Raw genomic sequence first — 13,445 nt, 5'->3', positions numbered from 1 at the left:
TTCTCACCTCCACCGCTTCCGTTCCACAATTTGAATGCTTAACAGCAGAAACACACCCGAAAGGGTGACATAATACAAGATATCCGGCCCACTAAGCACACCTTTCATGAAGCTGTCGAACCGGTTGGTCAAGGCAAATGGGTCCAGCCACTGTTGCAAAGCAGAACCTGTATTGCCTGCGAATGAATCAAGCATCCACAAAACGAGCAAAATAATAAAACCCGCCACCGCAGACACCATCTGATGCTGGGATAATGTAGAAGCGAACAGTCCAATCGCCATCATACTTCCGCCCAGGAAAAATAACCCCAGCGCAGACATCCATACCGTCGTCATATCCAATGTCCCATAGAATGACATGATGAAAGGGTACACCAGACTGCACAGGATGAGCACGACCAGAATGGCCAGTGAAGCAAGATATTTGCCAAAAATAATTTCTGTTACACGTGCCGGAGAAGTCAGCAACAATTCATCCGTTCCCTGTCTAAATTCCTCTGCAACCAGTCGCATCGTTAACAATGGCACGACAAACAGCAGCATGGACAACGTATCGCCCAACACGAGACGATAATCGACAATACTTGGCTGGTAATATACAAAGCTTGAATAGAACAGTAGACTGGTCATCAGTACATACACGGCAAAAGCAAAATAGGACGTTGGTGACAGAAAATAAGCTTGCAGCTCTTTATTGCATACCGCCATCATTCGTCTCATTTGGAGTCCTCCCCTTTGTGAGCTTGGGGCGAAGTATCGGCTGATGTACTAACTGATGTTCCCGATATACTCGACGAGTCGATGTCCGAAGTTACGTCCTGATCCATCTCTGCCCCAGCAACCTTATCCACATCTGCCGAATTTGCGTCTGTGTCTGTTGCCTCGGTTGTGGTCAGCTTCAGGAAGATTTGCTCCAGGCTCAGGTTCTCCTTCTTCATCTCCAGTATCGGTAATCCTGCACCTGACAAAAGGTAGAACAGCTCCTCCCGGAAATCTTCCGAGTTTTCTCCAGAAAGCAGCATTTTAACCGTATCCGCTGAATCTGAAGTAAGTGAAGTATCTTTGCTGGTATTCACATATGATGCTTGAATGACTTCACTCCGCACCTTCTCCCATGGTGTCAGCACATTATGTAATTGCTCCGCAGTGGCCTTCACTTCAATCGATACCTTGAACTGATCCCCCATTGCTGATCCGAAATGCTGAGGTGAACCATCCAACACGAGCTGTCCCTGATTGATGATCAACATTCGATTACAGAGCGTGCTCACTTCAGGCAAAATATGCGTACTGAGCAGCACCGTATGGTTCTCCCCCAGTTCTCGAATCAGATCTCTGATCTCGATAATCTGATTTGGATCAAGGCCCGATGTGGGCTCATCCAGAACCAGCAGATCTGGCTTGTGAATAATGGCTCCTGCCAGCCCAAGGCGTTGTTTGTATCCTTTGGATAACCCACGTACCATTTGTCTTTCCCGACCCTGAAGTCCCAGTCTGCTAACCATCTCACTGACCCGCAGCTTAACCTCACGTGCCGGGACATCTCGCAAATTGGCTACGAATTTAAAATAGGACTGCACGGTCATATCCGGATAGAGTGGCGGAGTTTCAGGCAGATACCCAATCTTGGAACGAACACGCTGACCCTGCTCATGCACCGACATTCCATCCACCATAATGGAACCCGCGGTTGGATGCACATAACCCGTAATCATACGCATCGTTGTTGTTTTTCCGGCACCATTGGGCCCGAGAAAGCCAACAATCTCACCACGTTCCATGGTGAAATCCAGTTGATGTACGCCGCGTTGCCCTTCGTAGACTTTGCTGACCTGTTTCACTTCGAGCACATCATTCATCCTTTCCCGTTAAAATACCCGTGCAGCATCGTTCGTTATATAAATTCAACTGAAAATATTTACACTTGCACTCCGATGGCAGAATAACCTTCCGATCACTGTTATCCCCAGATTTTTTTGATTACTTCTCAGAAGGAAAAATCCGGAGATAGCGTATGCTTCCGATGTAGCTTTCTTTTCAGAAAGCTTTTAGGCGAACGCTTCGCTTCTTCAAGTTATTTCTGCCCTCTCCGTTATCGTGTAAATGATACGTTGAACTTATGTAATAGATGATGGGCACGGGAAGTTCCTTGTATCTTACGGGAGCTATCCTAGCCTCAGCTTAATGACACTTAAAAGACAGCTTAAAAATTTTTGTCCAAAATGTGAACATTCTAACCAACACCCACACCCTGCGCTTAAAGCCAACGTAACATAGAGTACAGGAGAATGTGCTCCTGACCAAAAGTCAGAGGGTGAATCGTGTGAAAGTATTATTCACGTTTTATGTTCCGAGCGGTGGCGTGGATACGTTAAATCGACTGCGCACCGCTGTTCTGAAACGCCATGGCATTGAAGCGCACCTATTGTATCTCAGCACAGGCTCGGGATTGCAGAACAACAGTGATACACCCATTTTCACCGCGTCCAGTGACGAGGATATCCATCATATCATCCATACTCATCATTATGATGCCATCATTGCCACTTCAGACATCGCTATGCCTGGCCGCTTGAGAGGACTTGGTTATACCGGACGAATTATTTTTGAAGCGCAGGGACTCGGAGCACGCGATCAAGCTCTGGAAACGATACAGATGGGTGTCCCATACCTCCAAGCTCATTGTGATGCTGCCGTTATACCTCCCACAGACCACCTGCTGGATATGTTCATTCATATCTGTCCTTGGCTTCATCGGTTTGTTATTCCCAATATGCTGGATACAGACACCTTCGCACCAATCTTGGTGGATACCCCACCCTATCCGGTGCTGGCTTGGGTAGGACGACTTGAACACAACAAAAACTGGCGTGAATATCTAATCATATCGAGTGAAATCGTCAAAAAAAATCCGGAAGCCAGACTATGGTTATTCCACGATCCAACTTTGGCTAATCCAGAAGATGAAGTCATGTTCCGGCACATGCTGGCAGAATACGGGCTTGAAGATAAGATTGGCATCTTTATCAATGTTCCCCATTCTCAGATGCCTACCTACTATTCCATGATCGCGGCTTCAGGGGGCATCATGTTATCCACTTCCCTGCTTGAAGGATTCGGTTATGCCGTCGCTGAAGCCATCTCTTGTGGCTGCCCTGTACTCAGTACGGATTCGGACGGTGTGCGTTCATTTATCACACATAATAAGACTGGTAAGTTTTATCCGATTGGAAATGTAGAGGCCGCTGTAGCCGAAGCAAAGGACCTCATGAAAAACAAGAAACTGCGTGAGTATATTCGTATTCAGGGCAGACAGCATATGAGCTTGTCTTTTTCACCAGATCGATATGCCATTTCTTTCCGTGAAATGATGACAGCACTGCGAATTTTCCATTGAGCATAGCAAAAAAGGCAGTTCAGCAAAATTTCTCTGAACTGCCTTAGTATGGTTTTTATAGAGTCTTAGTGTCCCATCATCATCGCGGGATCAGGCTTGTCGCCATTTTGAAGTTCTTCTTTCGGCATCGGTTTTGGTTTCCGCAGAATCAGACTGAGCAAACATCCGAACAATGCAATACAAGCGGCCAGGAAGAACGTATCATTGAAACCAGCCACCAAACCATGCACGATAGCGGTCGGCTCTGTACTCGTTGTATTGTCTGCGATTCTTGAAGTCAGGAAGCCTGTAAGCCCTGCAACCGCAAAGGACACGACCACTTGCTGTGCAGCCGCCGTGAGCGGTGTCACCCGTCCAACCAACTTACGCGGTGCAGCATTTAATACATGCGTATTGAGTGGCATCATGGACAAGCCCATACCCAGACCCATCATGACCAGAGCCGTTATAATCAGGCCAAGACCTGTCTCTGCCGTGATGGAGGACAGAATAAACAATGCTCCCGAGATAATACCCAGACCCACGAAGGCAAGAGGTCTAGCACCGATTTTATCAAACAATCGACCTCCAAGCGGCATACCCACTCCGGAAGCCAATGCCTGTGGCAGTAGAATCAATCCTGTTTCCAGTGCAGTGTAACCTTTGATCTGCTGCAAATAAAGCGGGATCAGGATCATCGCACCGAACAGCGCCACTTGTGACACCCATGCGAGAATAATTCCCCGTGAGAAATCAGAAGATTTGAATACCCGGAGTTCGAGCAATGGATTTTGATGACGAAGCTCCACAATAATGAACAAAATGAGCGCTACACCACCCACAATGACACCCGTCAAAGTTGTTGCAGACGTCCAGCTCGTTCCACCCTCACTCACACCGTAAGCCAGCATCGAGAACGCAATTGGCGCCAGAATCATGCCGAGCAGATCCAGTGCAGGTGTGCGTCCACGATCTGTATCCGGCAAAAACTTGATACATAGAATGAAAGCTGCAATACCAATGGGCAAGTTAATCAGGAAGATCCAGTGCCAGCTCAGTGATTCAATAAACCACCCGGACAACACCGGACCCAATGCGGGGGCAAGCAGCATGGGAATTCCCAGCATCCCCATGATGGAACCTCTTCGCTCAGGCGGAGCCAGACGAAAGACCATCGCCATACCAATAGGAGCAACCATACCTCCACCAAGGCCTTGAATGATACGGTAAATGATTAATTGCTCAGGTGATTGAGCGATCGAGCATAACACTGAACCCAAGGTAAACATGGCAATGGTGAACAGGAATACTCTTTTGGCACCAAAACGGTCCGTTAACCAGCCTGCCAGTGGAATAACTGCAGACAAAGCCAAGGTGTAACCCGTAACCGTCCATTGGATCGTTTTAAGATCCGTCTCAAAATATTGAACCAGATTTGGAATGGCCACGTTCACCACCGTGCTGTCCAGAATAACCATAATCATTCCGACGATAATTGCCAGGAGTGGCAGTATAATGGCTTTAAGCGAAAACTCTGCCGGCTCCTGGGGTACTGCTGTTTGTTCTTTCACGTTCTCCACACTCTTTTCCAGCCAGTAGATCGCAGGCTTAGCCATGCGTCTCACTCAGCCTATATTGACGACTGATTTCAAACTATCGTTTTAAATCGTCGTTTTAAACTTTCGTTTAATACTGACCTAATTCTAATGAAAATACCTTTGCTGTCAAGCTATTTTTTCAGACAATTCTACTATGGATGCACCACAAAAAAATGGAACAGGCACCTTCCCTGCTCCACACGTTGGTTAATCATGATTATGCAATGATGTCCATATCAATCTGCAACCTTCATCATCTGATATTCTGACAGTATGCCCAATGTCTGACCGTGAATACTTCTGCAATATATTCGAATAACCAGATGCTTCGGTGAAGAACTGTTGCTGATGATCCTCAGTTCATAAGGCTCGGATGACACATCCAGATTATGAATGACCTGATTACCGCCCGCTCCCCCCGAATTTGACGTTAGGTGAAAAAGGTGTCGATACAGTTCTCCGTGAATACTGGCTCCACCAACAAATACATCCGTCCCTTCCTCGCCGCCCACATAGGCCAACTCCACATCCATGTACTTGACGGGAACAAATGTCTGTAACAGATTCTCATGAATCTCAAGTAAATATACCGCCACTGTAGATCCCTCCTTCGGAGCACACGAACCTTCCTGTACATAGGATATGCTTCCTCTCGTCCATTGCCATTTGCATTCACCCATTTTCGACCAATTACACGGAAATGCCCGACCTTCCGGTCCTCTTTTTTCATAGAATAAAAGGATAGAAGCTCGGCCGGTGCAGGCCGTGACAAGGAGGTAGCTATGAAAGTTCTGCTCGTTACGTATTGGGAGCTTACACATATGGGAGGCATATGGACATATGTTAAACAACTGGCCGACAGGTTAATCGCACTTGGTGTAGAGGTTGATATCATGGGCACAAATGGTGCCAATAACGAAGTATATGTTCGTAATCTGAACCGCGCTTTCTCCAAGGATAAGGTGTGGCCCATGCTGCAAGCCAAACTCAATCCGACTGATCTGCCACAATTCACTGCTGATCCTCTTCTCGCTTATTATGAACTGAATAGATATGCCTTCGAGATGGCAGCCGCTTATCTGGGGGTGGAGGACTATGACGTTATTCATGCGCAAGATCCGGTAGCTGCCGTAGCCATAAAACGCATCTTGAACCGCAATATCCCACTGGTTACAAGCTATCATGGCGCTCTTGCACGCGAAGCCTTTTACGATGCTCAAAATTCCAACCCACAGCTTACTCTCCCTTCATATTTGCAATCCAAGCGTGGGCGTTATTTTCTCTCATTGGAAGAGCGAAGTGCAGCACAGTCCGAGCTCATTCTCGTGTCAAGCCACTGGATCAAGAGTACGCTTACAGAGCTTGCCGTTCCTGAATCAAAGTTCAGACAGATTCCCTATGCTGTAGATCTGCCAGCCTACCGTGCCTCAGCAGCTGTGAAGTTCCGCCAGCGACCACCTGCGGGCAAGAAAGTCATTGCCTTTACCGGACGACTTGAATACATCAAGGGCGTTCATGTGTTAATCAAGGCCTTAGCCAGTCTGAAAAATAAACGTTCCGATTGGGTCTGCTGGATCGCAGGAGAAGGCAATCTAACCGATGAATTGCGTTCACAGGCCGCGTCAACGGGGATTGGAGCCGATGTTGTGTTCTGGGGCAAGCTGGACAATATTCCTTCCTTCCTGCGCCATGCAGATATCTATGTCCAGCCCAGTCTGCAGGACACCCAGCCGTTCTCCGTTACTGAAGCGCAACTGGCGGGTGTACCTGTTATCGTCAGTGGCACAGCCGGCATGCCCGAGATGGTTGAACCTGGACGTACGGGATGGGTTGTTCCTCCGCAGGATGTCGACTCGCTCCGTGAACTGTTGGATGCACTACTTGAGGATGATGTTACCCGAAGAACAGTGGGGGCGGCGGCGAAAGCTTGGGCTGAACAAAATCGTTCACTGGAAGTGATGGGATTTCGTACATTTCAAGTCTACCAAGAAGCCATCTACAGAGGAGGACATACGATATGACGTTACTTGTACCAAGTGATCTATACAATCGCTGGTTTTCGACTCCAGTGTCCACACCTCACATCAACGTGGATTACGCTGTAATGAATGAATTGATGAAAAAGCTGCCTAAAGGATATGTATTTCCCGATCCTGCATCCATGGTGATCATGAATTCAAAAGATTGAGTTGTCCAATGATATGCCGTCTTTATATAACATGCCGAAATATCAAACAAGGGGTGTCCCATCTGTCATATGAATGACTGAGGACACCCCCTTCTCGCTTCAAATGTTTTCTAACGGACCGAGAACACGCTATTCCAGACCTCTCTAATCTGTCACCAACTTGGAATACATATTCAGATCACTGAACGTTTCGCCTGCCCTCTCGTATGCTCTGAGGGTGCCTTCGTATGTGAAATTGAGCTTTTGCAATAGCTTGATAGAATTCACATTATCGGGGTCAACCTTTGCCTCAATACGATTCAGCTTCATAGTCGAGAATGCATGAGCTAATAAAGAAGAGATCGTTTCCGTAGCATATCCTTTCCCCCAGTGTGATCTGGCAATGTCATACCCAATTTCTGCTTTGAGATTGTCAAAATCCAGTGCATTATAACCACATGAACCTATGATTTCGTTGGACTCTTGCACAAGGATAGAGAACCGAATGGCCTTGTTTTCCTGAGCAAGATCATTCAGAAGATTAATCATGGCTATAGCTTGATTTTCATCCGTAAAATGAGTGATATTCATAAATCTAGTTACATCCGGATCAGACCAAATTTCAAACAAGCTGGCCGCATCCGATACGTTCATTTTTCGCAAATATAACCGTTCTGTGTATAACTCTGTAATCAATACTCTTACCTCCATTAGTTTATTAATAGTTGGGTTTAAGATATTGATATCTGCGCATAGTCCAGTCCCTTCCGTGTATGAATCATTTCATTATACAGAGACTTCAGCAATCAATCACCCTTTGTGTCCACGTATCTCTCCATAGAGCAAAAAAAGAGCTTCCACTTATAACACTTAAAAAGTGCTTCATAAGGGTGCTCTCCTGTCCATTTAACACCTATTCCATTTCAGCCATCGTTGCCAAATCCATCTACTTCCAGTACCCGCCAACCTGAAGTAAGTTAAACAGAATAGGCCGATGCTTCTCTTGAACTTTTTCCATCTCGGCAACCAGTGCCTTGAAGTGACGTTTGGTTCCCATCGACTCATGCAATCGGTAACACATCAGAGGTTCATTGTAGTAGAACAGCTCATACATTGGAAACAGCCTCATCCACATCTCATAGTCATGGGTGTAGCGAAAATCAGTGTCGAACAGTCCAAACCGCTCAAATGCTGCCATCTCTAACATGACAGTACAGCCGTTGATCGGACAACCTTCCAGCAGTACCTGCAACATCTCCAGACGACTGCCCACTTCCGGATGCACCGTATCCAACCATTCACTCTTCTCATTCACATAATGGTAGGCACCATGGCAGAATGAAGCCTTGACCTCGCGCATAAACGTCAGTTGTTTCTCCACCCGGTCCAGCAGCATCACATCATCTGAGCTGAGCCAGACAAAGTAATCCCCTGTTGCATGTTTGATGCCCTCATTTAATGCTGTCGCGGTTCCACCGTTTTCTTTGCGAATATAGCGGATGGAATCCATGAATGGCTGTAGCCGCTCCACGTGCTCGGTTGACCCATCATCCACCACGATGACCTCGATATGCGGATACGTCTGGTGAATGGCACTGTGAACAGCCTGCTCGATATAAGCACAATTGTAAAAAGGAATGACGATCGATACTTTTGGCTCCATTCGGGCCTTCCCCTCCTCTTACTGTCTTAGGTAAAATGCTGCGCAAAGAGGGCGTTAATCAGCCATCTTTTGGCTTTCTTAACTGCCCTCCCTACGCTACCCGCCAAGCGTCGCTATTCGCTGCAACAACGGTTCCCGATATCTGGACCATACCATGGATGCCTCTCTGCCGATGACATCCGCATGACGTACCGATCCCATTCCACCATGCCACCGATAAGCAGTAAGCGGTTCATTCAGGTATGGGAACCGATGACCGTTCAGTACAATACGCATCCAGAGATCCAGATCATGGGTGTAGGGAAGAAGTTCATCGAACAACCCCACTCCGCTAAAGAGATCCTTGCGAATCATGACCGTGCAGCCATTCACCGGATTGCCGTTAACAAACCGTCGTAGTAAATCCATATCCAACATCGGTTCAGGCCCACCATGCATTCTGGTAACCGCCGAATGCTCGTTGATATAATGAAAGTTGGTATGGGAGACGAGCACATTCTCACGCTGCATAAACTCCAGCTGATAACGAATTTTATCCGGATACAGATAATCATCCGAACTGAGCCAGGCTACATAATCACCAGAGGCATGGCGGATGCCATGATTAAGTGCCGACGCCGTCCCGCCATTGCTTTTGCCGAGCACATTAATATAAGGAAGATAGGGTTGAAGCAACTCTGCATGCCGGGTTGAACCGTCATTCACGACAACGATCTCCACATCGGGATACGTCTGGTTCAGCGCACTCTGAATCGCCTGAGGCACATAAGGACAGTTGTAGAATGGAATGACAATGGATACTCTCGGATTCAACTTGTCGTCCTCCCTTGCTGGACACGAACATCACTCAGGATATCCTGAAGTGATGTGGCAAATGGAATCATCGGCTGCCAGCCAAGCTTGCGCAGCAGTGATAATTCCTCCTGTTTCCCCGAACCATCCGGACCAGAAGATGCCCCATCCCAGCGAACAGGAACTTCCGCTTCTGTCATGGATAACAGCAGATCTGCAATTTCACCAAGACTGCGCTCAACTCCAGACACCACCGGGTATACTGTACCGCTGGACCCGAGTACCAGGAGGGTCGCATACGCTCTGACGGCATCCCTCACATCCAGAAAGTCACGGGTATTGTCCCGTCCGGACAGACGGAATGCCTCGGTTTTGCCCGCCTGCTCACAGGCAACAACATGGCGTGCAAGCAGTGAACAGATGCCTGTGGAAGGACCCGCACCAATCAGATTACCTGGCTCCGCCAGCATGATCTGTTGTCCGAAGAGCGACATCCACGACAAGGACACCATCTCTTCCAGCGCTTTACTGAGACTGTATGGATGCGGAGGCTGGGGAATCCGGCCAGGTTCCGGCGTATATTTTAACCGCGATCCTACAATAACGGTTCGTGCTGTCGGACAACTGCGAAGCGCATCCAGCAGATACAGCACGGCCATCACATTCGTCTCCAGGACCAGTAGCGGATCAGACCACGAATCAGGCACTGAATTTTTGCCAGCGAGATGCAGCACATAGTCGGGCTGCACCTCGCCGATCAGATGACGTACTTGCTGTTTATCGTTTAGATCACAGACATGGACTTGTGCACCTTTTCCGAATGAATACACATCCGGCCTCCGGACTACCGCTGCAACCACTGCACCCGCTTCCCCAAAATAAGATACGGCATGTCGCCCAGTAAAACCGGAGGCGCCTGTAATCAGCACTTTCTTGCCTCTCAGCTCTGCTCCATCCATAATGCCAACTCCTTCAGCATTGTAGAATAATCCGGCAGGTCTGTCTTCACATCCTCGCGAGTGGACACCAGCGTACGGTCCTGCACTACACTGTCATCACGCACAATCGTCACATCCTGCTTATCCCAGGTCTGCTTGAACAATACAAGCAGGTCATGCTTGCTGACAGGTGCCGGATGAGCTAAGTGGATCAGACCACTAACCGATGAGGCCAGGTAATGGTCTACCCATTTGGCCAGCTCAAGTGTGGTCACACCGTTCCAGAATACGCGGGTATACCCCCCGACTTCACCTGTGCTGGACATAAACCATTGCATCAGACCAATGCCGCCCTGGCGAATCTCGGGTCCAATGATGGACGTACGGATCGTCAGATGACCTTCATCCTGAACTTCGCCAAGTGCTTTGGTGATGGCGTAAGCTGAAGTCCCATCCGTAACATCATCTTCCCGATATGCTCCCCGTTCTCCGCTAAACACACAGTCCGTACTGATATGAATCAGGCGTGCACCAATCGTATCTGCAACCCGCCGCAGACGATGTGGCAGAAAACCGTTAATATGATATGCAGTAATTTTGTCCTCATCTGCGAAGTTGTTCAACACACCTACAGCATTAATAATCACATCCGGGTGCACAGCTTCTACCAATCGATCAACCATGAAGCTGTCGTTCACATCCAGGAGCAGACCATTGGGGTCCGTTACATCCCGAGATGTGTAGAAGACGCTGTGTACACCTTGACGGCGGAAATAGTCGACCAAAATATGGCCGGCCATTCCGTTTCCACCAAGTATCAGCAGTTTCATGACAAGAATCCTCCGCGTTTCAGAATTTCACGAATCTCCTCTTTGGTCATGAGTTGGTGTTCAGAACTGAAACTGTTAAAGGAGACCGGGGGACAATTGGTATAATGTTCACGCAGACCCGGTATGCCCAGGGTAGGAAGAATAACCAGGTACTGCTCATCGTAAACAACGGTGGTCATGCTCTCGAATTCACTCATCAATATTTCATGGATTTTCTCCCCTGGACGAATGCCCCGTTCCACAATGCTCACATTCTCCACACCGGAATCCTCAATCAGTACTTCCGCGAGATCAACGATTTTGCAGGTAGGCATTGTCATGACAAAGATCTCTCCACCGACACTTTCCACCGAAGCTTTGAACAGCAAGGTAATTGCGTCCTTCAGCGTAAGAAAGAATCGAGTCATACTCATATCCGTGATGGAGACCTGCCCTTTCTGGCGGATCTGATTCTTGAACAGATGTACCACACTTCCGTTTGTTCCCAGTACATTCCCGCCCCGTACCGTAACAAACTTGGTATCGCTGTGTAACAAGTTTGCATATACAATTAATTTCTCGCCGATCGCTTTTGTCATGCCATAGAAGTTGGACGGATTGGCAGCTTTGTCAGTCGAGATATAGATTACTTTTTCCACCTTGTTCTCAATAGCAGCCTCAATTACGTTCTGTGTACCAATCACGTTGGTTTTGAGTGCTTCGTACGGTTGGTCTTCACACACCGGAACATGCTTGAGCGCAGCCAGATGAAATACATAGTCCACATGCTGGCAAGCCGCCGTCAAGGCGTCCTTGTCACGAATATCTCCAATCCGGAAATGAAGACGCGGGTCTTCAAATTCACGACTCATAGCTACTTGGCTAGACTCGTTCCGGGAATATACAATAATTTCTTTGGGCTGCTGGGGCAGTAGTTGAGCCACAAGTTCATAACCCCATGATCCCGTACCGCCAGTCACGAGTATACGCTTATTTTCAAACATGCATTTTCCCTCCAAGCAGAAATTTAACCACTTTACTGGATACATCTGTGGCTTTGTAACCTTGCGGGCAATCCCAGTCGCTAGACATCTTTGTCATGACTTTCACGCAATCAGCGATGCGCGCGGCATCCAGACCGGAGACTACATTGCTGCCGCAATCGACCGTTTCCGGCCGCTCGGTAGTTCGACGCATCGTTACGGTCGGCACGCCCATAATGCAACACTCCTCCTGCACGGTACCGCTATCCGTAAGCGCACAGCGTGCATGACGTTCAAGCATTACAAAGTCGAAGAATCCAAACGGCTCGTGAAACTCCACCAGCGGGTTCATCTCCAGATGCAGATGCTCCGCAATCCGGATTGCTGTACGCGGATGAATACTGCAGATCACACGCAACCCGTGTTCCTCTGCGACCTGGTTCAGCCCTTTCATAATCTCCAGCAAATGAGGGGCATGATCCACATTCTCGGCTCGATGGGCAGTAACCAGGAAGTATTGCCCAGACTTCAGCTTGAGCTTCTTCAGTATTTTGCTGGAACTTACTTGCGCGTCGTAGTGCTGCATGACTTCATAGATGGGATTGCCCGTTAGCACGATGCGCCTGCTTGGTACCCCTTCGCTGACCAAATGTTTCTTGCTCTGTTCCGTGTAAGGCATATTAACGGTGGAGATGGCATCAATAACCTTACGATTTTTCTCCTCAGGCACATCCAGGTCAAAGCAACGATTGCCTGCTTCCATATGAATAACAGGAACACCCATGCGCTCAGCCAATACTGCACATAATGCGCTATTGGTATCGCCGAGCAGCAGCAATTTATCGGGTTTCTCCTGCAAAATCAGATCTTCCATCTGCGTAAACATCGAGGATAGCTGTCGTCCCAGAGTGGCCGCTTCATCCTGAAGAACGTAATCCGGTGCGCGCAGGCCCATTTCCTTGAAAAAGAGACCGCTGAGACTTTCCGTGAAGTTCTGTCCCGTATGCACCAGAATATGTTTGGACGCGTACTGGTCCAGCTTGGAGATGATCAGGCTGAGCCGTATGATCTCAGGTCTCGTACCCAGCACCGTCATGATCTTCATCGTAATCCCTGCCT

The 13,445-nt window shown here is 48.1% G+C and carries 14 protein-coding genes; 3 read left to right on the top strand and 11 right to left on the bottom strand.

Annotated elements, in window-relative coordinates; all coding sequences use genetic code 11:
* Positions 1–3: 3 nt before the first annotated feature.
* Positions 4–720 (bottom strand): ABC transporter permease subunit, encoded by a 717-nt coding sequence (locus MKY28_RS01925; RefSeq protein WP_017692528.1) that lies wholly within the window; start codon positions 718–720, stop codon positions 4–6.
* The gene (locus MKY28_RS01920) at positions 717–1,850 is read right to left on the bottom strand and encodes an ABC transporter ATP-binding protein (protein WP_340937798.1); all 1,134 of its coding nucleotides are present in this window, start codon (positions 1,848–1,850) and stop codon (positions 717–719) included. Before MKY28_RS01920 ends, MKY28_RS01925 begins: the two co-directional genes overlap by 4 nt.
* Positions 1,851–2,323: 473 nt before the next feature.
* Here MKY28_RS01920 and MKY28_RS01915 point away from each other — a divergent pair, with 473 nt between their 5' ends.
* Positions 2,324–3,397 (top strand): glycosyltransferase family 4 protein, encoded by a 1,074-nt coding sequence (locus tag MKY28_RS01915; protein WP_340018413.1) that lies wholly within the window; start codon positions 2,324–2,326, stop codon positions 3,395–3,397.
* A 65-nt stretch (positions 3,398–3,462) separates the two neighbouring features.
* On the opposite strand, the gene MKY28_RS01910 is transcribed toward MKY28_RS01915, so the two are convergent.
* Positions 3,463–4,992: a DHA2 family efflux MFS transporter permease subunit gene (locus tag MKY28_RS01910; protein ID WP_340934598.1), complete on the bottom strand. Its 1,530-nt coding sequence runs from the start codon at positions 4,990–4,992 to the stop codon at positions 3,463–3,465.
* A gap of 218 nt (positions 4,993–5,210) precedes the next feature.
* Entirely contained in the window at positions 5,211–5,570 is a 360-nt protein-coding gene (locus tag MKY28_RS01905; RefSeq protein ID WP_036673468.1) for a hypothetical protein, read from the bottom strand.
* A 186-nt stretch (positions 5,571–5,756) separates the two neighbouring features.
* Between MKY28_RS01905 and MKY28_RS01900 the strand changes: the two genes are divergently transcribed.
* Positions 5,757–6,995, top strand: coding sequence for a glycosyltransferase family 4 protein (locus MKY28_RS01900; RefSeq protein ID WP_340934594.1), 1,239 nt, complete (start codon positions 5,757–5,759; stop codon positions 6,993–6,995).
* Positions 6,992–7,162: a hypothetical protein gene (locus MKY28_RS01895; protein ID WP_179086550.1), complete on the top strand. Its 171-nt coding sequence runs from the start codon at positions 6,992–6,994 to the stop codon at positions 7,160–7,162. The genes MKY28_RS01900 and MKY28_RS01895 overlap by 4 nt, the downstream gene beginning before the upstream one ends.
* A 144-nt stretch (positions 7,163–7,306) precedes the next feature.
* Here the strand turns inward: MKY28_RS01895 and MKY28_RS01890 are convergent, their stop codons facing one another.
* The 7 genes from MKY28_RS01890 to wecB all read right to left on the bottom strand — a co-directional run bounded on the left by MKY28_RS01890 (position 7,307) and on the right by wecB (position 13,431).
* Positions 7,307–7,837, bottom strand: coding sequence for a GNAT family N-acetyltransferase (locus MKY28_RS01890; RefSeq protein ID WP_340934592.1), 531 nt, complete (start codon positions 7,835–7,837; stop codon positions 7,307–7,309).
* A 250-nt stretch (positions 7,838–8,087) separates the two neighbouring features.
* Entirely contained in the window at positions 8,088–8,804 is a 717-nt protein-coding gene (locus MKY28_RS01885; protein WP_047841229.1) for a glycosyltransferase, read from the bottom strand.
* 96 nt (positions 8,805–8,900) lie between these two features.
* A complete protein-coding gene (locus tag MKY28_RS01880; protein WP_340934590.1) occupies positions 8,901–9,617 on the bottom strand; it encodes a glycosyltransferase in 717 nt (238 codons plus the stop codon).
* Entirely contained in the window at positions 9,614–10,555 is a 942-nt protein-coding gene (locus MKY28_RS01875; RefSeq protein WP_340934588.1) for an NAD-dependent epimerase/dehydratase family protein, read from the bottom strand. The genes MKY28_RS01880 and MKY28_RS01875 overlap by 4 nt, the downstream gene beginning before the upstream one ends.
* On the bottom strand, positions 10,537–11,364 hold the full coding sequence (locus MKY28_RS01870) for a dTDP-4-dehydrorhamnose reductase family protein (protein WP_036605842.1): 828 nt from the start codon (positions 11,362–11,364) through the stop codon (positions 10,537–10,539). The genes MKY28_RS01875 and MKY28_RS01870 overlap by 19 nt, the downstream gene beginning before the upstream one ends.
* Positions 11,361–12,347 (bottom strand): polysaccharide biosynthesis protein, encoded by a 987-nt coding sequence (locus MKY28_RS01865; RefSeq protein WP_017692517.1) that lies wholly within the window; start codon positions 12,345–12,347, stop codon positions 11,361–11,363. Before MKY28_RS01865 ends, MKY28_RS01870 begins: the two co-directional genes overlap by 4 nt.
* Positions 12,340–13,431: a non-hydrolyzing UDP-N-acetylglucosamine 2-epimerase gene (gene wecB, locus MKY28_RS01860; protein WP_036605946.1), complete on the bottom strand. Its 1,092-nt coding sequence runs from the start codon at positions 13,429–13,431 to the stop codon at positions 12,340–12,342. The genes MKY28_RS01865 and wecB overlap by 8 nt, the downstream gene beginning before the upstream one ends.
* Between the last annotated feature and the right edge of the window lie 14 nt (positions 13,432–13,445).

The sequence above is a fragment of the Paenibacillus sp. FSL R5-0473 genome, from assembly GCF_038004565.1.
Taxonomy (GTDB): domain Bacteria; phylum Bacillota; class Bacilli; order Paenibacillales; family Paenibacillaceae; genus Paenibacillus; species Paenibacillus amylolyticus.
This window is presented reverse-complemented; position numbering and strand designations above follow the sequence as displayed.